The organism is Oceanicola sp. 502str15, from assembly GCF_024105635.1.
In the GTDB taxonomy this organism is placed as follows: domain Bacteria; phylum Pseudomonadota; class Alphaproteobacteria; order Rhodobacterales; family Rhodobacteraceae; genus Vannielia.
The window spans coordinates 3574769-3597445 of sequence record NZ_WYDQ01000001.1; the positions used below are offsets into that span (position 1 = coordinate 3574769).

A 22677-nucleotide genomic window follows, 5' to 3' on the forward strand; every position below is an offset into this window, starting at 1 on the left:
GCGCCCGCATGACCGATCCGATCCTGTCCCTGAAAGATGTCACCTTCACGCTCGACGGCAACGCCGGAAAGGTCAACATCCTCAAGGGAATAAGCCTCGACGTGGCGCCGGGCGAGACGCTGGGGCTGATCGGACCTTCAGGCTCTGGCAAAAGCTCTCTCCTCATGCTCATGGGCGGGCTCGACACCGCGACCACCGGCGCCGTCACGGCCCTTGGCCACGATCTGACGGCGATGGGAGAAGACGCGTTGGCCCGCTTCCGTCTCAAGCATATGGGGGTGGTGTTCCAATCCTTCCACCTCATCGGCACGATGACGGCGCTGGAAAACGTGGCAACCCCGCTGGAACTGGCCGGGGTGACCGATGCCTACGCTCGCGCCGAGGCCGAGCTTGCCGCCGTGGGGCTGGGCGAGCGGGCGCATCACTACCCTTCCCAGATGTCGGGCGGCGAGCAGCAGCGCGTGGCGCTGGCCCGCGCCCTCGCCCCGCGCCCCGATATCCTGCTGGCCGACGAGCCCACCGGCAACCTCGATGCCACCACCGGCGAGGCAGTGACGGAGCTGCTGTTCGACCTCTCCGAGAAACACGGCGCAACGCTGGTGCTCGTCACGCACTCCCGCGAGCTGGCTGCCCGCTGCGGCCGGGTGATCCGGCTGGCGGATGGGCTGATTTCGCCTGAAAAGCAGGCCGAGGCTGCCGAATGAGCCTTGCCCAGTCGGCCCGGATCGCCCGGCGCGAGCTTCGTGGAGGCCTGCGCGGCTTCAAGGTGTTCCTTGCCTGCCTCGCCCTTGGCGTGGCCGCCATTGCCGCTGTCGGGCTGGTGCGCGAGAGCCTCTCCGGCGGGCTGATGCGCGAGGGCGCCACCATGCTTGGCGGCGATGCCGAGCTGCGGTTTACCTATCGCGCAGCGGGCGAGGCCGAGCAGAGCTGGATGGCAGCGCAGGCGACCCGCGTTTCGGAGATCGTCGATTTTCGCTCCATGGCCCGCGCGGGGGAGAACACCGCGTTAACCCAGGTGAAGGGGGTGGATGATATCTATCCGCTCTATGGCGAGGTTCGGCTGGAGCCCGCCATGCCGCTCGATGAGGCGCTGGCCGGCGCAAACGGCCTGCCCGGCGCGGTGATGGACCCCTCGCTGATGGCGCAGCTCGAACTCGAGGTGGGCGATACGTTTCAGCTTGGCACGGCGAGCTACCACCTCGCCGCCGCCCTCACGCTGGAGCCCGACGCCGCCGGCTCCGGCTTTTCGCTCGGGCCGCGCACGCTGCTCTACCGGGCGGATCTTGAAGGCTCGGGGCTGCTCGCCCCCGGCACGCTCTTTGAAACCAACTATCGCCTCGCCCTGCCGCAGGGCACCGACCTTGCCGCGCTGCGCGATGAGGCCTTGGCGCAGTTCTCCGATGCAGGGGTGCGCTGGCGCGACAGCCGCAATGGCGCGCCGGGGCTGAACCGCTTTGTCGACCGGATCAGCGCCTTCCTCGTGCTGGTCGGCCTCGCGGGCCTCGCCGTGGGTGGCGTGGGGGTGAGCGCGGCAGTGCGGGCCTATCTGGAACGCAAGACGCCGGTGATCGCCACGCTGAAAACGCTCGGGGCGACGCGCCGCACCATCCTCTGGGCCTATCTGATCCAGATCGGGGCACTCTCGGCGCTGGGCATCGCCATCGGCCTCGCGCTCGGGGCACTGGCCGTGCTGCTGCTGGCCCCCGTGCTCGAGGCGCGGCTTCCCTTGCCGACCGAGTTCACCGTCTACCCCGGCCCTCTGGCCGAGGCGGCGCTGTACGGGGCGCTGACGGCGCTGATCTTTACCCTCTGGCCGGTGAGCCGAGCCGAAGAGATCCGCCCGGCGCAGCTGTTCCGGGCCATGTCGGACACCCGCCGCCGCCTGCCGCGCTGGACGGTCATGCTGCTGACCGCGGGGCTTGCGGCGCTGCTCGTCGGCGCGGCGGCGTGGTTCTCGGGGCTCTGGGAGCTGACGCTCTGGGCCGCGCTCGGAGTCTGCTTTGCGCTGCTGCTGCTCCTCGCGGCGGCTTGGGCCATTCGCAGGCTTGCCCGCCGTCTGGCCCGCGCGGGCTTCGTGCGGGGCATCCCGGCGCTGCGGCTGGCGCTCGGCTCGGTGGGCGGGCCGGGGCAGGAGGCCTCGGCGGTGGTGCTCTCGCTCGGGCTCGGGCTTTCGGTGCTGGCGGCTGTGGGGCAGGTCTCGTCCAACATGCGGGCGGCGATCCAGGGCGATTTGCCCGATGTCGCGCCCTCCTTTTTCTTCATCGACATCCAGCCCGACCAGATCGTCCCCTTCCTCGCCCGGCTGGACGGCGATCCGGCCGTGACGCGGGTGGACACCGCGCCGATGCTGCGCGGCGTCGTCACCCGCATCAACGGCACGCCCGCCACCGAAATTGCCCCCGACCACTGGGTCGTGCGCGGCGATCGCGGCCTGACCTATGCCGCTGCCCAGCCGGACCGGGTGAGCGTGGTCGAGGGCGCGTGGTGGCCCGAAGATTACACCGGCCCGCCGCTGATGAGCTTTGCCGCCGAGGAGGCCGCCGAGATCGGCCTGAAGCTGGGCGACGAGATCACCGTCAACGTGCTGGGTCGCGAGATCACAGCCACCATCGCCAGCTTCCGCGAGGTCGATTTTTCGACCATGGGCATCAACTTCGTCATGACCTTCAACGCGGCCGCCCTGCAGGGCGCGCCGCACAGCCACATTGCCACGGTCTATGCCGAGGCCGAGGCGGAGCCGGCGATCCTGCGCGACGTGTCGCAGACCTGGCCCAACATCACCGGGATCGGTGTGCGCGAGGCGATCAGCCGGGTGGCGGGGCTGATCGAGGGGATCGCGGCGGCCATCACCTACGGGGCGCTGGCCTCGCTGGTCACGGGCGGCGTTGTGCTCATCGGCGCGGCGGCGGCGGGCCAGCCCGCGCGCGAATTCGAGGCGGCGGTGCTGAAGACGCTGGGCGCGGTGCGCCGGCGGGTGCTGGCCTACCTCGTGCTGCGGGCGGCGCTTCTGGGGCTGGCTGCGGGGGTGGTTGCCATCGTCGCGGGCGGGCTTGCGGGCTGGGCGGTGACCACCTTCGTGATGGAGGGCACCTACACCTTCGAGCCGGTCTCGGCGCTGGCCATCGTTACCGGCGGGGTGCTGGCGACGCTGCTGGCGGGGCTGGGCTTTGCGCTGCGCCCGCTCGCCATGCCACCGGCGCGTGTGCTGCGCAGCGCGGAGTGATGTCAAACGACACATGGAGCGTCGCTAAGGCCTTGTGAACGCAGGGCTAACGGCATTTGTCACCAAAAACCATCTTCCCTTCCGTCGCGGCATTTGCAAGTCTCTGCGCATCATTTCGGCTGCTGCCAATCCGGCGGGGCCGCCCATGTGAAGGGAAGGACGAAAAATCATGATGCATCAATTCAAGACCCTGAGCGCCGTGGTCGCCACCACTGCGATGGTCGCCCTCGGCAGCTCTGCCTGGGCACAGGACCAGGAAGGCCCCAACGCCTCTGACGGCGCTGGCGACGGCGAGGCTGGCGCCGTCGCGCAGATGGCCATGGCGCAGGATCTTTACGCCTACGGTTCGGCCAACAAGGATGCGCTGGCCATCGCCACCGCCGCCAAGATCGCCATGTCGGTCGAGGCCGAGGATGTGGAGCGCGAGAAGGAGACCTCCGACATCGAGGGCTTCGAGGGCGCGGAAGAGGGCGAGGGCGTCGATGCGCCGGTGACGCCCGAGATGATGCTGGCCGAGGCCGAAGAGCTGGCCGGTGAGGATGAGGCGCTCAAGTCGATGATCGCCGACATCAAGGCCGAAGGCTCCCGTGGCCGCATCGGGGGCGCCTCGCGCACCCTGTCGCGCCTGCCCGCCGGCAAGACCGACGTGTTCAAAGTGCCGTTCTTCGGTGGCCGTCTGGCCGAGCTGGCCATCGTCGGTGACGGCGATGCGAACCTCGACCTCGTGGTGACGGACGAGGGCGGCAACGTGATCTGCCTCGACCGCAGCTACTCCGACAAGCTCTACTGCTCCTGGACCCCGAAGTGGGATGGCTACTTCTTCATCGGCGTCCGCAACCAGGGCCGGATCCGCAACAGCTACTACATCCTGACGAACTGACCCTCCGGTCAGATCGCGCAGACAAGACAGGCGCCGCCGGTTCACCCCGGCGGCGCTTCGCGTTCCGGCGGCGGGGCGGGGCGGTTCGAATGGGGCATTGACCCCATACGATCGCGGCCCTGCAGCGGTCATCTTCCTCTCATCCGGTCGGCAATGACCACAACCAAGATGAAAGGACTACCAAGATGAAACTCCACAAATTCATGGCTCTCCCCGCCCTCCTCGTCGCCACCGCCCTCTCCGGCTGCATCGAGATCGACCCCGGCCTGGTGCAGGACGCGCCGCCCGCCGGCCCGCAGAAGAAGGCGCTCAACGCCGCCTCGCTGAACAACGGCGATACGGTCACGGTCAACGTCATTCAGGATGGCTCGGGCCGTGGCGGGCTGCTTCAGCTCTGCCTGCGCAACCAGGCGACCTGGGACAAGCGCTTCAGCGTGAATGGCGGCGGCTGGGTTACGGCCAAGCGCAACTCGACCCGCTGCACGCAGGTCGCGGCGGCCCCGGGTCAGCGGGTGAACTTCTCGCGCCACACCATCAGCGGCTGGATCGACTCGGGCGGCAAGACCTACGACATGACCGATCGGGGCGGCTCGCGGATCGAGCTGGTCTGGCTTCAGTAACCAGTTGGGCGCGGAGCGCCGGGGGCCGACATCGCCTCCGGTTCTCCAAGCCCGGTCCCGGGCCGACCGGGGCGCACCGGCCTGGCTGCCCCAGCCAGGCCGGTGTTTTTGCCGTTGTGTTGGGGGGGCGCCCGCAGAAGGGGACAGCCTGCGCGTGCTCTAGTGCCGCTTCGGGTCTGCCGGGTAGACGCCGAGAATCTTCACCTCTTCGGTGAAGTGCCCAAGCTCCTCCATCGCCAGCTTCACGTTGGCATCGTCGGGGTGGCCCTCGATATCGGAGTAGAACTGGGTGGCGGTGAAGGAGCCGCCGACCATGTAGCTTTCCAGCTTGGTCATGTTCACCCCGTTGGTCGCAAAGCCGCCCATCGCCTTGTAGAGCGCGGCCGGAATGTTGCGGACGCGGAAGACGAAGGTGGTCATCATGGTCTCTGCCCGGCGGGCGGATTGGGCCTTGGGCGCCATGATGAGAAAGCGGGTGGTGTTGTGGGCGTGGTCCTCGATGTGGCGGGCGAGGATATTCAGCCCGTAGATCTCGGCCGCGAGGTCGGAGGCCAGAACGCCCTCGTCGCGCGCGCCGCTGGCCTGCAGCTCTGCGGCGGCGCCGGCGCTGTCGGCCGCGGCCTCGCCGGCGATTCCGTTCTCGGTGAGGAAGGCGGCGCATTGCGGCAGGAGCACGAGGTGGGCCCGCACCTTCTTGACCTCTTCCAGCGTGACGCCGGGCAGCGCCATCAGCGAGATGTGCACCCGCACGAAGGCCTCATCGACAATGTGCAGCCCGCTCTGGGGCAGCAGGCGGTGAATGTCGGCCACGCGGCCATAGGTGGAGTTCTCGACCGGCAGCATCGCCTGCGCCGCCTCGCCGCTGCGCACCGCCTCGATGACGTCTTCGAAGTTGCGGCAGGGGAGGGCCTCCATATCGGGCCGCGCATCGGCGCAGGCCTGATGCGAATAGGCCCCGAGCTCTCCTTGAAATGCGATCCGGCCGGTCATCCTTGCCTCTCCGCTGACAATTCACACAAATTTTTGCCCCCTCGGGCGTTTGGTCGCGCCTGATACGTCTTGCGGGGCAGGGGGGGAAGCGCGTAGAACGCGCCAAACCCACACCACGGACAGGATGCGACATGTTCGACACAATGACGATGGTCAAGGCATTTGGCTGGCTTTGCGGCGCGCTGCTGATCTATCTGCTCATCAACTGGGCCGGTGAATCGCTTTATGCGATGAACGCCGGTGGCCACGGTGAAGAGGGCGAAGAGCACGCTCAGGGCTACATCATCGAAGTGGCCGAAAGCACCGATGGCGGCACCGCCGAGGAAGATGCCGGACCGGCCTTCGAAGAGGTCTTTGCCGCGGCCGATGCCGCCAAGGGCGAAAAGGTCTTCGGCAAGTGCAAGGCCTGCCACAAGCTCGACGGTTCCAACGGCACCGGCCCGCACCTCGACGGTGTGGTTGATCGCGCCGTCGGCAGCGTTGACGGCTATACCTACTCCAGCGCCATGGCCGAGCACGGCGGCACCTGGACCCCGGAAGAGCTGAGCCATTTCCTCGAGAACCCCAAGGGCTACGTCAGCGGCACCAAGATGAGCTTTGCCGGCCTGCGCAAGATCGAGGATCGCGCCAACGTGATCGCCTATCTGCAGGCGCAGTAAGCGCCACGCGCAAAAACAGTTGCGGGGCCGCCCACGGGAGACCGGGGCGGCCCTTTTCTTTTGTTACGGCCCGATCCCTCGCGTCGCCATCACGAGGTTTCAACTTGCAAGCCGGGACCGGGGGCATTTAGCTAAATTTAACGATGTCTTGGTGAAATGCCCCGGTACGGGGCCAGCACCTGCACGACCTGAGAGGATTTCGATTTGCGCCATATGCCCATGCCAGCCCGAACCGCCGTTGCCACAGCTGCCCTCGAGGTGAAGAGGCGAGGGCTTCTGGCCATGGGGGCCGGGCTGGGGCTGGCGTTGATTCTGGCGGCGCTCCCGGCGCTTGCGCAGGACACGATCACCCGCCACGGGATCACGACCTTTCCGGGGGGCGAGCTGAAGTACGGCCCCGACTACGCGCACCTCGACTACGTGAACCCCGATGCGCCCAAGGGCGGCGAAATCTCGGAATGGGCCTTTGGCGGCTTCGACAACTGGAATCCCTACACCATCAACGGTCGCGCCGCTGCGCTGGCCAGCGCCCCGCACGAAAGCCTGCTGGTGGGCACCGCCGACGAGATCGGCTCGGAATACGGGTTGCTGGCCGAAAGCCTCGAATACCCCGAAGACCGCTCCTGGGTGATCTTCACCCTGCGCGAAGGCATCACCTTTTCCGACGGCTCGCCGCTGACCGCCGAGGACGTGGAGTTCTCCTACGAGCTGTTCCGCGAGAAGGGCCTGCCCAGCTACCGCGAGATCCTCTCGGCCTCGGTCGAGAGCGCCGAGGTGATCGACGCACGGCACATCAAGTTCACCTTCACGGCCGAGAAGGAAAAGCGCGACCTGATCCAGATGGTCGGCGGCCTCGCCATCTTTTCCAGGGCGCAGTACGAGGCCGAGAAGATGGACCTCGAAGAGCCGCAGAACACGCCCTGGATCGGCTCGGGCCCCTATGTGGTGGACCTGTCGCGCAGCGAGCTCGGCAAAACCGTGGTTGTGACCCGCAACCCCGACTACTGGGGCGAGGATCTGCCCATCAACATCGGGCGCAACAACTTCGATGCGATGCGGATCGAGTACTTTGCCGATTACGCCGTGGCGCTCGAGGGCTTCAAGGGCGGGGCCTACCAGTTTCGCAACGAGGCCAGCTCCAAGGACTGGGCCACCGGCTATGACTTTCCGGCGGTCGAGAAGGGCTGGGTGGTAAAGCGCGAGCTGGAGCATGGCCGCCTCGCACCGGGCCAGAGCTTCATCTACAATCTCCGCCGCCCGCAGTTGCAGGATGCGCGGGTGCGCGAGGCCATCGGGCTGATGTTCAACTTCGAATGGTCGAACGAAAAGCTGTTCTACGGCATCTACAGCCGGGTGAATTCTTTCTGGGAAAACACCGACCTCGCCGCGACCGGCCTGCCCAGCGAGGCCGAGCTGGCCCTGCTGGAGCCGCTGCGCGCCGACATTCCCGAGGCGGTGTTTACCGAAGAGCCCTTCACCGAGACCACCTCCGATCCGGGCAGCGCCACCGACCGGCGCAACCTGCGCAAGGCGAACCGTCTGCTTGACGAGGCCGGGTGGAGCGAGTTCAACAGCTCCGGGCTGCGGGTGAAGGATGGCCAGACCCTGCGGATCGAGTTTCTGAACGACAGCCAGACCTTCGACCGAGTGATAAACCCCTTCGTCGAAAACCTCCGCGCCGCCGGCATCGACGCCGTGCACCAGCGGGTCGACAATGCCTCCGCCACCGAGCGCGAGCGCCCGCCGAGCTACGATTTCGATATCGTCACCGGCTTCCTGCAGACCGGCTACATCCCCGGCGACGGGCTGAAGCAGTATTTCGGCGGCGAAACCGCCGATACCTCGACCTTCAACAAGATGGGCCTGAACAACCCGGCGGTGGATTCGCTGATCGAGAGCGTGAAGGCCGCCAACAACGAGGAAGAGCTGCGGGTTGCGATCTCGGCGCTCGACCGGGTGCTGCGGGCGCTGAAGTTCCGCACCGGACAGTGGCACAAGGCGGCCGATACGGTGGCCTATTACGATATCTACGAACACCCCGACCCGCTGCCGCCCTATGCCCTCGGCGAACTGGACTTCTGGTGGTATAACGCCGAGAAGGCCGAGAAGCTGAAAGCGGCCGGCGCGTTTTGAGCGGCGCGTGAGCAGAACAAGAAGAACGCAGGCGAAAAGGCTCTAGATGAGCGCATATATTCTCAGGCGACTGTTGCTCATTATCCCGACGCTGTTCGGGATAATGCTGGTGAACTTCGTGCTTACCCAATTCGTGCCCGGCGGCCCGATCGAGGCGGTCATTGCCCGCGTCGAGCAGGGCGAGGGCGCGGGCGACAACGTGACGGGCGGTGCCGATGCCGGCCAGCAGTTCGATGACGGTGCCGACGAGCGCTACCAGGGTGCGCGCGGCCTGTCGCCCGAGTTCCTGGCCCAGCTCGAGGTGCAGATGGGCTTTGCCCGCGTCATCTGCGAAGAGGGCTACACCCCGCGCAACGGCGAAGAAATCACCCATCGGGACCTCTCTGCGGAAGAATGCAGCAAGGTCGATATCGGCATGTTCGAGCGGTTCTTCATTTTGATGGGCCAGTATGTGACCTTCGACTTCGGGGAGAGCTACTTCAAGTCGAAGTCGGTGGTGAGCCTCGTGATCGAGAAGATGCCGGTGTCGATCACGCTGGGGCTGTGGTCGACGCTGATCGCCTATCTCATCTCGATCCCGCTGGGCATCCGCAAGGCGGTGCGGGACGGTTCGCGGTTCGATACGTGGTCGTCGGGCGTGATCGTGGCGGCCTATGCCATCCCCGGCTTCATCTTTGCCATCCTGCTGCTGGTGCTCTTTGCCGGGGGCTCCTACTGGAAGATCTTCCCCCTGCGCGGCCTCACCTCGCCAAACGCGATCTGGGAAGACCTGAGCCTCTGGGGCAAGGCGCTGGATTACCTGTGGCACATCTTCCTGCCGGTGCTGGCCAGCTCCATCGCCGGCTTTGCCTCGCTGACGCTGCTGACCAAGAACAGCTTTCTGGACGAGATCAAGAAGCAGTATGTCATCACCGCACGCGCCAAGGGGCTGAGCGAGCGCAAGGTGCTTTACGGCCATGTCTTCCGCAATGCGATGCTGATCGTGATCGCAGGCTTTCCGGGCGCCTTCCTCGGCGTATTCTTCGGCTCGTCGCTGGTGATCGAATGGCTGTTCTCACTCGACGGGCTGGGGCGGCTGGGATTTGAATCGGTGGTGGACCGCGACTACCCGGTGGTCTTCGGCACGCTTTTCGTCTTCGGGCTGATCGGCCTGCTGGTGAACATCCTCAGCGATCTCATGTATGTCTTCGTCGATCCGCGGATCGACTTCGAGCGGAGGGCAGGCTGATGGCGCTCATCACCCTCGGGCCACTGGGCCAACGCCGCTGGCGGAACTTCAAGAAGAACCGCCGCGCCTTCTGGTCGCTGATCCTGTTTTCGCTGCTCTTCGGGCTCAGCCTGTTTGCCGAGTTCATCGCCAACGACAAGCCGATCCTCGTGCAGTATCGCGGCGAGTACTACATGCCGATCCGCAGCTTCTACTCGGAGCAGGATTTTGGCGGCGATTTCCGCACCGAGGCCAAGTATCGCGACATCGAGGTGCAATGCCTGATCCGCTCCGGGGGGCTCGACGCCTGCTTTGACGATCCGCGCGCGGTCTATGAAGACGCGGCGGATGGGGTCGTTGACGGCGAGGCGATCGAGCAGGGCTGGGCGCTCTGGCCGCCGATCCCCTATTCGTTCAACACGCCGAACGACGATATCGTGGGCGCCGCACCCTCGGCTCCCGACCGGAACCACTGGCTGGGCACCGATGACGGCAGCCGCGATGTGCTGGCGCGGGTGATCTACGGCTTCCGCCTCTCGGTGCTGTTCACCCTGATCGTGACGATCGTGGCCTCGGTCATCGGCATCGCGGCAGGGGCGGCGATGGGCTATTTCGGCGGCTGGGTCGACCTGTTCTTCCAGCGGATGCTGGAGATCTGGGGCGGGATACCGGGCCTCTACGTGATCATCATCATGTTCGCCATCTTCGGCCGCAGTTTCTGGCTGCTGGTCTTCCTCACCGTGCTCTTCGGCTGGCCGGCGCTCACCGGCGTGGTGCGGGCCGAGTTCCTGCGGGCCCGTAATTTCGAATATGTCCGCGCCGCCAAGGCGCTCGGGGTAAGCGACAGCAAGATCATGTTCCGCCACATCCTGCCCAACGCCATGGTGGCCACGCTGACGCTCATGCCCTTCATCATCACCGGCACCATCGGTGGCCTCGCCACGCTTGACTTTCTCGGCTACGGCCTGCCTTCCAGCGCGCCGAGTCTCGGCGAGCTGACGCTTCAGGCCAAGCAGAACCTACAGGCCCCCTGGCTCGCCTTCACCGCCTTTTTCACCTTCGCCATCATGCTCTCGCTGCTGGTCTTCGTGTTCGAGGGCGTGCGCGATGCCTTCGACCCGCGGAAGGTGTTTGCATGAGCGGCGTGCTGGAAGTCGAAGGGCTGAAGGTTTCTTTCCGGCAGGACGGAGAGACGACCCATGCCGTGAAGGGGGTGAGCTTTAGCGTGGGCCGCGGCGAGACCGTGGCACTGGTGGGCGAGAGCGGCTCGGGCAAGTCCGTGACCGCGCTGTCGACCGTGAGCCTGCTGGGCGAGAGTGCCCGGGTCGAAGGGTCGGTGCGCTACAAGGGCGACCAGATGGTGGGGGCGGACGAGAAGAAGCTGATGGAGGTGCGCGGCAACGACATCTCCTTCATCTTCCAGGAGCCGATGACCTCGCTCAACCCGCTGCACACGCTCGAAAAGCAGCTGGCCGAAAGCCTCGAGCTGCACCAGGGCATCAAGCGCAGCGAGGCGCGCGGCCGGATCATCGAGCTGCTGGAAGACGTTGGCATCCGCGACCCGGAAAGCCGCCTGGGCGCCTATCCGCACCAGCTTTCGGGCGGGCAGCGCCAGCGGGTAATGATCGCCATGGCGCTGGCCAACAACCCCGAGCTGCTGATTGCCGACGAGCCTACCACGGCGCTCGACGTGACCATTCAGGCGCAGATCCTCGACCTGCTGGCGGAGCTGAAACAGAAGCGCCAGATGAGCCTTCTGTTCATCACCCACGACCTCGGGATCGTGCAGGCGATTGCCGACCGCGTCTGCGTGATGAAGGACGGCGAGATCGTCGAGACCGGCCCGACCGCCGAGATCTTCGCCAACCCGCAGCACGCCTACACCAAGATGCTGCTCTCCGCCGCGCCACAGGGCGGGCCCTCCGAAGTGCCCGCCGGGGCCGAGGAGATCGTGCGCACCGAAGACCTGCGCATCTGGTTCCCGATCCAGGCCGGGCTGCTCAAGCGCACCGTGGGCCACGTGAAGGCCGTCAATGCCGCCAGCCTGTCGGTGCGGGCGGGCGAAACGGTGGGGATCGTGGGCGAAAGCGGCTCTGGCAAGACCACGCTGGCGCTGGCGATCATGCGGCTGATCCAGTCGGAAGGGCCGATCTACTACCTCGGCGAGAACATCCAGGGCTGGAAGACCCGGCAGATGCGCGAGCTGCGTCGGCACATGCAGATCGTGTTTCAGGATCCGTTCGGCAGCCTCAGCCCGCGCCTCACCGTGGCGCAGATCGTGGCCGAGGGGCTGGGCGTGCACGGAGTGGAGCAGGGCTACCACCCGCGTGATCTGGTGGCGCAGATGCTCACCGAGGTCGGGCTGGACCCGGCGGTGATGGACCGCTATCCGCACGAGTTCTCGGGCGGGCAGCGCCAACGCATCGCCATTGCCCGCGCGATGATCCTGCGCCCGCGGCTGATGGTGCTCGACGAGCCCACGAGCGCGCTCGACATGACGGTGCAGGTGCAGATCGTCGACCTGCTGCGCGACCTTCAGAAGAAGTACGGGCTAGCCTACCTGTTCATTTCCCACGACTTGCGGGTGGTGCGGGCGCTCAGCCACAAGGTCATGGTCATGCGCCAGGGCGACGTGGTGGAGGCCGGGCTTGCGGCGGAGGTGTTCGACGCCCCGAAGACGGAATACACCCGCACGCTGATGGATGCCGCCTTCGACCTGCCGGGTGCGAGCGAGGCGTGATCCGGGCCATCGCCTGGGATTTCGACGGGGTGCTGAACCGCTGCGTCGAGGACGGGCGGTTCATCTGGGCCGAGCACTTCGAGCGCGACACAGGGCAGAGCCTTGCGGGGTTTCAGCGGGCGGTGTTCGCGGAGGGGTTTCGCGAGGTGATCGAGGGGCGCAGAGACCTTGTCGAGCCTGTCGCGGCATGGTGCGCCGAGGTGGGTCATGCGCCGGGCGCCGAGGCGCTGATCGACTACTGGTTTGCCCGCGATGACACGCCGGATGCAGAGATGCAGGCGCTTGTGGCCCGGCTGAAAGCCGAGGGCGTGCCCCAGGTGATTGCCACCAACAACGAGGCCCGGCGGGCGCGCTACATTCGGGCGCAGACGGGCTGGATGGCACAAGTTGATGCAGTGCTTTGCTCCGGCGAGCTGGGCGTTTCCAAGCCTTCGCCGGCGTTCTTCGAGGCGGTGAGCGCCGCCCTCGCCGTGCCGCCGCGGGAGTGCCTCTTTGTCGATGACACGCGGGCCAACGTCGAGGCGGCGCGTGCGCTGGGGTGGCAGGCCTTTCACTTCACGCCCGAAACCCGGGATGCCCTGCCGGGTATGCTCGCGGGGCGGGGCACCGCGCAGGGCGGATAGCCCGGCTCAGATGGCCGAGCTGTGGCCCGCGCCGGAGAGGTGGTAGGCATCCACGGCGCGGGCGATGACGCGGGTGAGTGGGCGCGCCTCGGGCAGGATCTGGAGACCTTGCGGGGTGAGCCTTGTGGCATCGTCGAAGTGCGCAGCAAGACCCGCCAGAACGCTGCGCACCCAGCTCTCCCGTGCACCCAGCGAGGTTATGGCGCTGGTATCGCAGCGAAACTCGCACATCAGCTGCTCGATCATCCGGCCGCGCCACCTGTCTTCCTTCGAAAACACATGCCCCCGCGCTGTGGCGAAATTTCCATCGCGAATGTCGCGGATATAGGCCGATGTGGCCGATGCGTTCTGGGCATAGCCCTGCGGAAAGCGCGAGATCGAGGAGGCCCCGAGCCCGATCAGGGCGGTGGCGCCGTCATCGGTGTAGCCCTGAAAGTTGCGCCTGAGCCGCCCCTCGGCTTGAGCACGGGCCAGCCCGTCGCCGGGGCGGGCGAAATGGTCGATGCCGATTTCGGCAAAGCCGTCCCAGGCAAAGAGCTGTCGGGCCGTTTCGAAGAGCGCGAGGCGCTGCTCGGGCGTGGGCAGGGCGTCGGTGGGAAGGAGCGACTGGCGCTTGGCCATCCAAGGCACATGGGCATAACCGTAGAGCGCCACCCGGTCGGGGGAAAGCGACAGCAGCTTCTGCACCGAGCTGGAGATGCGTTCGAGGGTCTGGTGCGGCAGGCCGAAGAGGATATCGGCGTTCAGGCTTTCGATCCCGCGGGCGCGGATCGTCTCGACGGCGCGGGCGGTGATCTCGTAGCTCTGGTCGCGGCCGATGGCCTTCTGGATCACCGGATCGAAGTCCTGCACCCCGATGGAGGCGCGGGTCATACCGGCAGCGGCGAGGGCATCGAGCCGGGTGTCGTCGAGCTCGTTCGGGTCGATCTCGACCGAGAACTCCGCCCCGGGCGCCATGGGAACCACGGCCTCAACCGCCGCGGCAAGTTCGGCGATCATCGCCGCATTCATCAGCGTGGGCGTGCCGCCGCCCCAGTGCATCCGGCTCAACCGGACGCCCGGCGCGAGATGGCGGCCAAGCCGGGCGATCTCTGCCTTCAGCACATCGAGATAGGCGCGCACCGGCGCATCGCTCGAGGTGCCCTGGGTGCGGCAGGCGCAGAACCAGCACAGCCGGCGGCAGAATGGCACGTGGATGTAGAGCGAGACCTGACCGCCCTCGGGGACGGCCCGGAGCCACGAGGCGAAACGGTCGCCATCGACGCCGCCGGCAAACTGCGGGGCGGTCGGGTAGCTGGTGTAGCGGGGCACACGTGCGTCAAAGAGGCCGTGGCGGGCAAGTTGTGCGGTGGTGTTCATTGGCATAGATTATCGGCTGCGGGCACGGGGGTGCCTTGACCCAGATCAATGGTGCGCAATGGCCGTTCTCGACTTCAAACTCACGTCGCATGACTGCGGCAGTTGCCAGATCCGGCACCGCGCGGTTTGCGCGCGTTGCGATACCGATGAGTTGGCCCAGCTCGAAGAGATCAAGTATTACCGCAGCTTCGAGGCCGGGCAGGTGGTGATCTGGTCGGGCGATCACATGGATTTTCTGGGGTCGGTCGTCAGCGGGGTGGCCACCCTGAGCCAGACCATGGAAGACGGGCGCACGCAGATGCTGGGCCTGCTGCTGCCATCGGATTTTGTCGGGCGGCCAGGGCGGGAGCGGGCCGCCTATGACGTGACTGCGGTGACGGAGATCACGATGTGCTGCTTCCGCCGCAAGCCGTTCGAGCAGATGATGGAGCGCACGCCGCACGTTGCGCAGCGACTGCTGCAGATGACGCTGGACGAGCTGGACGCGGCGCGGGAGTGGATGCTGATCCTCGGGCGCAAGACCGCGCGGGAGAAGATTGCCAGCCTGATCGCCATTCTGGGGCGCCGGGATGCCTCGCTCGGGCTGGGCGAGCCGATGGGTGACGAGATGACGTTTGACCTGCCACTCACCCGCGAGGCGATGTCGGACTATCTTGGGCTGACGCTGGAGACGGTGAGCCGGCAGGTGTCGGCGCTGAAGAAGGACGGGCTCATCGAGCTGGAGGGCAAGCGCCGCGTGCGGGTGCCGAGCTACGATGCGCTGCTGGCCGAAACCGGCGACGATTCCGATGGCGGTGTAATGGTGTGAGCCGCAGGGCTGGGTCTGCGCCCAGCCTGCAGCTCGCCTGACCCTATCGCGCCATGAAGACCGGCACGGGTGGGTTCTCGAGCATGTCGCGGGTAGCGCCGCCCAGGATCGCCTCTCGGAAGCGGGAATGGCCGTAGGCGCCCATGACCAGTAGGTCTGCGCCGATATCGCTCACGTGGCGACTGATCACATCGGACACCCGGGGCAGGGTGCGGGCGAGCACCGAGATCTCGCAGCGCAGCCCGTGACGCGTGAGCATCTGGCTGAGAGCGCCGCCCGGGTCGGAGCGTTCTGCACCGTGGCGGGGTGGGTCGATCACCGCGATGTTCACCAGATCGGCGCCGACGAGCAGGGGCAGGGAGCGGCGGATTGCGGCCATGGCCTCGGGGCTCTGGTTCCAGGCCACGACGGCACGGCGCGGGCGCGGTGAGGCTTCGGGCGTGGCGGGCACCACGAGCACCGGCGCCTGCCCGTCGAACAACGCCGCCTCCACCATTGTTTCATACTCCGGGCCGCGGCCCTCGCCGTAGGGGGCGGGCATGACCACGAGGTCGGCGATGCGGGCGCGGGCCGAGATGAGGGCGGCGAGCCCGGCCATCTGGCCGACCGCACTTTCAACCGACCATCGCAATGCGCTGGAACTCAGGCTGGCGCGGGCGCTGGCCTCGATCTGCTCAGCCAGTCGGCGGGCCTCGTCATGGGTCTCCTGCTGAACCAGCGCGGTGGCGCCTGCGTAGTAGTAGGCGACCTGGGTGTGGTCGCAGCCGATGCCGACCACGTCGAGATGCGCATCGAAGCGGTCGGCGAGACGCTCGGCATGGGCCAGTGCGCGGGCCGGATCGGATCCTGCCTCCAGCGGTTCGAGAAGGGGGGCGAGAATTGTTTTCGGGTCCATGGTCATCCAGTCCTCCGGGTGGGCCGCCGCATCGGGGGCGGCGGGCTTTGGTGCCGAGACTGCCGCAAACGCGCGGGCATTGATTTGACCTGAATCAAGGACGGGGCCGGAGCTTGGCACGATCCTGTCGCCAATTCGAAGGCCGTTCTGCGGGGTGAGTCCCCGTCGGGCCTTCTTGGGGACAGGAAAGGAAACCCGACATGTGGGATATCGTGAAGATCGTGCTCTTCGGGCTGGTCGCCGTGATCGCGGCGATCGCTGCGAACTATGCGCGCGACCTTGCCTATATGGTGCACGCGCTGATCATCTGCGCCATCGCGGCGGGGATGTTCATCTGGTCGGTGCGCACGACCTGGGAAGAGCGGCCCGCCCCCATCATCAATGCCGAGGGTTACATGGACGGGGTGGTGCGCTACGGCGTTGTTGCCACGACCTTCTGGGGCATCGTCGGCTTTCTGGTGGGCACTTTGATTGCCTTTCAGCTCGCTTTTCCGCAGCTCAACTTTCAGCTGCTGGGCGACGGGATCGGCAATTTCGGGCGGCTGCGGCCGCTGCACACATCGGCGGTGATCTTTGCCTTTGGCGGCAACGCGCTGATTGCCACGAGCTTTTATATCGTGCAGCGCACCAGCGCGGTGCGGCTCTGGGGCGGCAACCTCGCGTGGTTCGTGTTCTGGGGCTACAACCTGTTCATCGTGCTGGCGGCGACGGGCTACCTGCTGGGCGCGACCCAGAGCAAGGAATACGCCGAGCCGGAGTGGTATGTGGACCTCTGGCTCACGGCCGTCTGGGTGGCCTACCTGGCTGTCTTCCTCGGCACGATCCTGACCCGCAAGGAGCGCCACATCTACGTGGCGAACTGGTTCTTCCTGAGCTTCATCGTCACCGTGGCCATGCTGCATGTGGTCAACAACATCTCGATCCCGGTGAGCCTGTTCGGCTCGAAGTCGGTGCAGGTGTTTGCCGGCGTGCAGGATGCGATGACGCAGTGGTGGTATGGCCACAACGCGGTGGGCTTCTTCCTGACCGCGGGCTTTCTCGGGATGATGTACTACTTCGTGCCCAAGCAGGCCGAGCGACCGGTTTACTCCTACAAGCTCAGTATCATCCACTTCTGGGCACTGATCTTTCTCTACATCTGGGCCGGTCCGCACCACCTGCACTACACAGCGCTGCCCGACTGGGCCTCGACCCTTGGCATGGTGTTTTCGGTCGTGCTGTGGATGCCGAGCTGGGGTGGCATGATCAACGGGCTGATGACGCTTTCAGGCGCGTGGGACAAGCTCAGGACCGATCCCGTCATCAGGATGATGATCGTCTCGATCGGATTCTACGGCATGTCCACCTTCGAGGGGCCGATGATGTCGATCCGGGCGGTCAACAGCCTGAGCCACTACACGGACTGGACCATCGGCCACGTGCATTCCGGTGCGCTCGGCTGGAACGGGATGATCACATTCGGGGCGCTCTACTTCCTGGTGCCGAAGCTCTGGAACCGGGCGCAGCTCTACAGCCTGCCGGCGGTGAACTGGCATTTCTGGCTCGCGACCATCGGGATCGTTCTCTACGCGGCCTCGATGTGGGTGACGGGGATCATGGAAGGGCTGATGTGGCGCGAGGTCGATGCCAACGGCTACCTCGTCAACGCCTTCTCCGACACGGTGAGCGCGAAATTCCCGATGTATGTGGTCCGGGCGCTGGGCGGGGTGATGTATCTCGCCGGGGGTCTGATCATGGCCTGGAACCTGTGGATGACGGTGCGCAAGGGCGAGGCCAGAGTGCCCGCCGCCGCTGCCGTTGCCGCTGAATAAGGGAGGCCGGAAACATGGCACTTCTCGACAAGCACAAGATCCTTGAAACCAATGCTACGCTGCTGCTGGTCTCCTCCTTCCTCGTCGTCACCGTGGGCGGGATCGTGGAGATTGCGCCGCTCTTTTACCTCGACAACACCATCGAGGACGTGGAGGGGGTGCGGCCCTACAGCCCGCTCGAGCTGACGGGGCGCGACATCTACATCCGCGAGGGCTGCTATGTGTGCCATAGCCAGATGATCCGCCCGATGCGCGACGAGGTGGAGCGCTACGGGCACTACAGCCTCGCGGCGGAGTCGAAGTACGATCATCCGTTTCAATGGGGCTCCAAGCGCACCGGGCCGGACCTTGCCCGCGTGGGCGGGCGCTACTCGGACGAGTGGCATGTGGATCACCTGACCGATCCGCAGAGCGTGGTGCCCGAGAGCGTGATGCCGAAATACGGCTACCTGCTCGACCGCACCATCGAGGCGGAGCACGTGGGCGAGTTGATGGCGACCCACCGGCTGGTGGGCGTGCCCTACAGCGACGAGATGCTCGAGGCCGCCGCCGAGGACTTTGCCGCACAGGCCGACCCATGGGCCGACAGCGATGGGCTGATCGCGCGCTATGGCGAGAGCGCACAAGTGCGCAACTTCGACGGGCAGGCCGCGCTGACCGAGATGGATGCGCTGGTGGCGTATTTGCAGGTGCTCGGGACGATGGTGGATTTTTCCACCTTCCAGCCCGACGAGAGCCGGTAGGGGGGGCGAGCCGATGGAAACCTATTCGTGGATGCGTGAGCTGGCCGACAGCTGGGTGCTTCTTGCCATGTTCCTGTTCTTCGCGGGCGTCGTGCTCTGGGCCTTTCGACCCGGCAGCCGGCGGGACCACGAGGAATGCGCCAACCTGATTTTCCGTAACGACAGAACGCCTGCGGGCGAAGGCTCCGAGGGGGCGAAGAAATGAGCAAGAGACAGAAGACGCCCGAGCAGGACATTCCGACGACCGGCCACAGCTGGGACGGGATTCAGGAGTACGACAACCCGATGCCGCGCTGGTGGCTCTGGACCTTCTACGCCACCATCGTCTGGGGCATCGGCTATACCGTGGCCTATCCGGCCTGGCCGCTGGTGAAGGGGGCGACGGAGGGGCTTCTGGGCTATTCGACCCGCGCTGAGGTGGCCGAGGAGATTGCCGGGTTCGACGCCGCCAATGCGGATATCCGCGCCCGGCTGGTGGCCACGGATCTCGACCAGATCGCCGCCGATCCGGAGCTGGCCCGCTTTGCCGAGAACGCGGGGGGCGCGGTGTTCAGGACATGGTGCGCCCAGTGCCACGGATCGGGCGCGGCCGGGGCCAAGGGCTACCCGAACCTGCTGGATGACGATTGGCTCTGGGGCGGCGACATGGAGGCGATCCATTTCTCGATCACCCACGGCATCCGCAACGAGGACGATCCGGAGGGCGAGGCCCGCTATTCGGAAATGCCCCGCTTTGGTGCTGACGAGTTGCTGGAGCCTGCGCAGATCGACGAGGTGGTGAACTTCGTGATGTCGCTCTCGGGAGCCCCGCGCGATGCCGCGAAGGTCGAGGCGGGCGGGCTGGTGTTTGCAGACAATTGCGCCGCCTGCCATGGCGAGGCGGCGGAGGGCGACCGCGAGCAGGGCGCGCCCAACCTCGCCGATGCGATCTGGCTTTACGGCGGCGATTACGAGACGCTGATGGAGTCGGTCAGCGAGGCCCGGTATGGCGTGATGCCCAATTGGAACACCCGCCTGAGCGAAGCCGAAATTCGCGCGGTCACGGCCTATGTGCATGGGCGCGGCGGCGGCGAGTAGGGCCGGGCGCGAAAGAGAGCAGGAGGGTCGCTGGCGCGAGGCTGGCGGCCCTCCTGCGCCGTTTCAGGTGCGGCGCATCTTTCAGGCGTCGGGGAACGCGATGAGCCGCGGCAGCTTTTGCCGCCAGGGAGCGCCGGGCGACGAAAGGGCGGGTCTGCCCTCTGTCGTCCGGGTGGCCGTGAGAAAGGCCTTTGAAAGTATGGTAAACACGTCGGGCCTCCTCTCAAGGCTGCTGGTCCCTCTGTTATTGACCTTTTGGGCCATCGAGGCGAGGCTAATAGTAAGACACATGTAAGCCAGGCTAACCAATGATACTACGCGACCTGCCTCCGCCCGCCATGCTGCGGTCCTATGCAGCCTTGGCCGAGGCTGGCTCTGTTACGGCGGCGGGGGAGGCGCTGGGCGTGACCCATGCGGCGATCAGCCAGCAGGTGCGGGCGCTCGAGGCGCATCTCGGCGTGGCGCTGGTAGAGCGGCGAGGGCGCAGCGTGGGGCTGACCGAGGCGGGCGAGGAGCTGGCGGTGGCCGTCACCGGGGGCTTTGCGCTCATCAGCGACGCGGTGGCGCGGATCAGCGGGCGGGGCGAGGGGCGGCCGGTGCAGGTCACGACCACGCCGATGTTTGCCGCCTATTGGCTGATGCCCCGGCTGGCCGGTTTTCGGGAGCGTTTTCCCGAGGTGGAACTGATGCTCAACCCATCGCCGCATCGGTTGCCGCTTGCGCCGGGCGGGGTCGACATCGCCATCCGTCATGGCAAGGGCGACTGGGCCGGGGTCGACAGCGAGCTGCTGGTGCCCTCGGAATATGTGATCGTTGCCGCACCGGAACTGGTGCAGGGCCGTCGGATCGCGCAGCCGCAAGACCTTCTGGGGCTGCCGTGGCTTCAGGAGCTTGGCACCAACGAGGTTGATGAATGGCTGGCGAGCCAGGGGGTGACGGAGGCGCGGACCCGGGTGCAGACCCATCTGCCCGGCAATTTCGTGCTGGAGGCTGCGCGCAGGGGCGAGGGGCTTGCCGCCACCACCCGCGCGCTGATCGAGGAAGACCTCGCCACCGGCGCGCTGACGGTGCTGTTCAACCGCGGGCAGGTGGAGGAAGGCTACTTCATCGTCACCCGTCCGGGGCCGCTGCGGGCCTCGGCTGCAAAGTTCGCCCGCTGGCTCAGGGCGCAGAAACCCGCCGCCGATTGACCCAGATCAAGGCCGGCCCGCCGGACGCCTGCTAAACCGGGGCCATGGCGCGCCGTGGCCCACCCTTTCGCCACGGCACCGCAAGTCCGGTCCGTCCGGACAGGCCCCGGTCCTCCTTCCTGTTCGCGCGTTTCCTTGGAGGGGCCGGGGCCACTTGCTGTCTGCGTCCGAAAGGCCCGCAGACATGCCCCAACGCGCAGGGCGGCGGCGGGTTTGATGCAGGTCAAGGCCTGCCGGGCGGAGTCGTGGCACCAGAGAAGGGGAGAGCGAACGCGCGAAAGGGTCTGAGTCGTGAGCAGTGTGGAGCCGGAAGAGCCGAAGAGCCTCTATGCCGCGCGGGAGCCGATCTTTCCGCGCCGGGTGAAGGGCAATTTCCGCAATCTGAAGTGGGTCATCATGATCGTGACCCTCGGCATCTACTATGTCACCCCGTGGTTGCGCTGGGACCGTGGCCCCAACCTGCCCGATCAGGCGGTGCTGGTGGACCTCGCGAACCGGCGCTTCTTTTTCTTCTGGATCGAGATCTGGCCGCATGAATTCTACTTCATCGCCGGTCTGCTCATCATGGCGGGGCTCGGCCTGTTTCTGTTCACCTCGGCGCTGGGGCGGGTGTGGTGCGGCTATGCCTGCCCGCAGACGGTCTGGACCGATCTCTTCATCCTGATGGAACGCTGGATCGAGGGCGACCGCAACGCGCGGCTCAGGCTGCACCGGCAGAAAAGGCTCGACTTCCGGAAGGCACGGCTGCGCGTGGTGAAATGGCTGGCGTGGCTGGCCATCGCACTGGCGACGGGCGGGGCCTGGGTGTTCTACTTCACCGATGCGCCGAACCTGTTGCGCGATCTGTTCACGCTCGAGGCTCACCCGGTGGCCTACACCACCATCGCCGTGCTGACCGCGACCACCTTCGTGTTCGGCGGGTTCATGCGCGAACAGGTCTGCATCTACATGTGTCCCTGGCCACGGATTCAGGGCGCGATGATGGATGAAAGCACGCTCACCATCGGCTATCGCGACTGGCGGGGCGAGCCGCGCGGCAAGGCGCGCGATCCGAAGGCGGGGGACTGCGTGGATTGCATGGCCTGCGTCAACGTCTGCCCTATGGGGATCGATATTCGGGATGGCCAGCAGATGGAGTGCATCACCTGCGGGCTGTGCATCGACGCCTGCGACGAGACGATGGATCGGCTGGGCCGCAGGCGCGGGCTGGTGGGCTATCTCGCGATTTCCGACGAGGCGTGGGAGACGACGGGGCACCAGCCCAAGAGCGTGTGGCGGCATCACATCTTCCGCCCGCGCACCCTGCTTTACACCGTGCTTTGGGCGCTGGTGGGCGTCGGGCTGCTGGTGGCGCTGTTCATCCGCCCCGAGATCAACCTGACCGTCGCGCCGGTGCGCAACCCGGTGAACGTTACGCTCTCGGACGGCACCATCCGCAACACCTACGAGCTGCGCCTGCGCAACAAGCACGCCGAAGCGCGGCGCTTCGAGATCGCGCTGACGGGTGCAGCCGACCTGAGGGTCGATATCGAGGGAACGCCCTATGCCTCGGTCATGGTGCCGGCGGACGAGACGATGCTGCAACGGGTCCACGTGATGGCACCGCCCGGCTCGGCGGCGGCCGTGGGCGACCTGACGGATTTTCGGTTCTGGGTGGAAGACCTGAGCAACGGCGACCGGGTGCACCGGGACAGCACATTCAACGGAAAGGGAGAGTGA

General features: G+C 66.4%; 20 protein-coding genes. 17 read left to right on the forward strand and 3 right to left on the reverse strand.

Annotated elements, in window-relative coordinates; genetic code table 11:
* Window positions 1–8: 8 nt before the first annotated feature.
* The 4 genes from GTH22_RS17600 (at window position 9) to GTH22_RS17615 (ending at window position 4723) form a co-directional block, all read left to right on the forward strand.
* Window positions 9–704 carry an ABC transporter ATP-binding protein gene (locus GTH22_RS17600; protein WP_252946895.1) on the forward strand — a complete coding sequence of 232 codons (696 nt, stop codon included), beginning with the start codon at window positions 9–11 and terminating at the stop codon, window positions 702–704.
* Window positions 701–3223 (forward strand): ABC transporter permease, encoded by a 2523-nt coding sequence (locus tag GTH22_RS17605; protein WP_252946896.1) that lies wholly within the window; start codon window positions 701–703, stop codon window positions 3221–3223. Before GTH22_RS17600 ends, GTH22_RS17605 begins: the two co-directional genes overlap by 4 nt.
* Before the next feature lie 169 nt (window positions 3224–3392).
* The gene (locus GTH22_RS17610; RefSeq protein WP_252946897.1) at window positions 3393–4103 is read left to right on the forward strand and encodes a hypothetical protein; all 711 of its coding nucleotides are present in this window, start codon (window positions 3393–3395) and stop codon (window positions 4101–4103) included.
* A gap of 185 nt (window positions 4104–4288) precedes the next feature.
* Entirely contained in the window at window positions 4289–4723 is a 435-nt protein-coding gene (locus tag GTH22_RS17615) for a hypothetical protein (RefSeq protein ID WP_252946898.1), read from the forward strand.
* 159 nt (window positions 4724–4882) lie between these two features.
* On the opposite strand, the gene GTH22_RS17620 is transcribed toward GTH22_RS17615, so the two are convergent.
* Window positions 4883–5713 (reverse strand): prephenate dehydratase, encoded by an 831-nt coding sequence (locus GTH22_RS17620; protein WP_252946899.1) that lies wholly within the window; start codon window positions 5711–5713, stop codon window positions 4883–4885.
* A gap of 131 nt (window positions 5714–5844) precedes the next feature.
* On the opposite strand from GTH22_RS17620, the gene GTH22_RS17625 reads away from it, so the two are divergent.
* From GTH22_RS17625 to GTH22_RS17650, 6 genes are all read left to right on the forward strand, one after another.
* Window positions 5845–6372: a cytochrome c family protein gene (locus tag GTH22_RS17625; RefSeq protein ID WP_252946900.1), complete on the forward strand. Its 528-nt coding sequence runs from the start codon at window positions 5845–5847 to the stop codon at window positions 6370–6372.
* A 219-nt stretch (window positions 6373–6591) separates the two neighbouring features.
* Window positions 6592–8505, forward strand: a complete 1914-nt coding sequence (locus GTH22_RS17630; protein WP_252946901.1) for an extracellular solute-binding protein — start codon at window positions 6592–6594, stop codon at window positions 8503–8505.
* Between the two features lie 46 nt (window positions 8506–8551).
* A complete protein-coding gene (locus tag GTH22_RS17635; RefSeq protein ID WP_252946902.1) occupies window positions 8552–9733 on the forward strand; it encodes a microcin C ABC transporter permease YejB in 1182 nt (393 codons plus the stop codon).
* 8 nt (window positions 9734–9741) lie between these two features.
* Window positions 9742–10851: an ABC transporter permease subunit gene (locus GTH22_RS17640; protein ID WP_252947670.1), complete on the forward strand. Its 1110-nt coding sequence runs from the start codon at window positions 9742–9744 to the stop codon at window positions 10849–10851.
* Window positions 10848–12452, forward strand: coding sequence for an ABC transporter ATP-binding protein (locus GTH22_RS17645; protein WP_252946903.1), 1605 nt, complete (start codon window positions 10848–10850; stop codon window positions 12450–12452). Before GTH22_RS17640 ends, GTH22_RS17645 begins: the two co-directional genes overlap by 4 nt.
* Window positions 12449–13075: an HAD-IA family hydrolase gene (locus GTH22_RS17650; protein WP_252946904.1), complete on the forward strand. Its 627-nt coding sequence runs from the start codon at window positions 12449–12451 to the stop codon at window positions 13073–13075. The genes GTH22_RS17645 and GTH22_RS17650 overlap by 4 nt, the downstream gene beginning before the upstream one ends.
* Before the next feature lie 6 nt (window positions 13076–13081).
* On the opposite strand, the gene hemN is transcribed toward GTH22_RS17650, so the two are convergent.
* A complete protein-coding gene (gene hemN, locus GTH22_RS17655; RefSeq protein WP_252946905.1) occupies window positions 13082–14434 on the reverse strand; it encodes an oxygen-independent coproporphyrinogen III oxidase in 1353 nt (450 codons plus the stop codon).
* 58 nt (window positions 14435–14492) lie between these two features.
* Between hemN and fnrL the strand changes: the two genes are divergently transcribed.
* Entirely contained in the window at window positions 14493–15242 is a 750-nt protein-coding gene (gene fnrL, locus GTH22_RS17660) for a transcriptional regulator FnrL (protein WP_252946906.1), read from the forward strand.
* Window positions 15243–15285: 43 nt separating this feature from the next.
* Here the strand turns inward: fnrL and GTH22_RS17665 are convergent, their stop codons facing one another.
* Window positions 15286–16137: a universal stress protein gene (locus GTH22_RS17665; RefSeq protein ID WP_252946907.1), complete on the reverse strand. Its 852-nt coding sequence runs from the start codon at window positions 16135–16137 to the stop codon at window positions 15286–15288.
* Between the two features lie 200 nt (window positions 16138–16337).
* Between GTH22_RS17665 and ccoN the strand changes: the two genes are divergently transcribed.
* From ccoN to ccoG, 6 genes are all read left to right on the forward strand, one after another.
* Window positions 16338–17948 (forward strand): cytochrome-c oxidase, cbb3-type subunit I, encoded by a 1611-nt coding sequence (gene ccoN, locus GTH22_RS17670; protein ID WP_252946908.1) that lies wholly within the window; start codon window positions 16338–16340, stop codon window positions 17946–17948.
* Window positions 17949–17962: 14 nt separating this feature from the next.
* A complete protein-coding gene (gene ccoO, locus GTH22_RS17675; RefSeq protein WP_252946909.1) occupies window positions 17963–18691 on the forward strand; it encodes a cytochrome-c oxidase, cbb3-type subunit II in 729 nt (242 codons plus the stop codon).
* 13 nt (window positions 18692–18704) lie between these two features.
* Window positions 18705–18896 carry a cbb3-type cytochrome c oxidase subunit 3 gene (locus tag GTH22_RS17680; RefSeq protein WP_252946910.1) on the forward strand — a complete coding sequence of 64 codons (192 nt, stop codon included), beginning with the start codon at window positions 18705–18707 and terminating at the stop codon, window positions 18894–18896.
* A complete protein-coding gene (gene ccoP, locus GTH22_RS17685) occupies window positions 18893–19768 on the forward strand; it encodes a cytochrome-c oxidase, cbb3-type subunit III (protein WP_252946911.1) in 876 nt (291 codons plus the stop codon). Before GTH22_RS17680 ends, ccoP begins: the two co-directional genes overlap by 4 nt.
* A gap of 308 nt (window positions 19769–20076) precedes the next feature.
* The gene (locus tag GTH22_RS17690; protein WP_252946912.1) at window positions 20077–20958 is read left to right on the forward strand and encodes a LysR family transcriptional regulator; all 882 of its coding nucleotides are present in this window, start codon (window positions 20077–20079) and stop codon (window positions 20956–20958) included.
* Between the two features lie 291 nt (window positions 20959–21249).
* Window positions 21250–22677, forward strand: a complete 1428-nt coding sequence (ccoG, locus tag GTH22_RS17695; RefSeq protein WP_252946913.1) for a cytochrome c oxidase accessory protein CcoG — start codon at window positions 21250–21252, stop codon at window positions 22675–22677.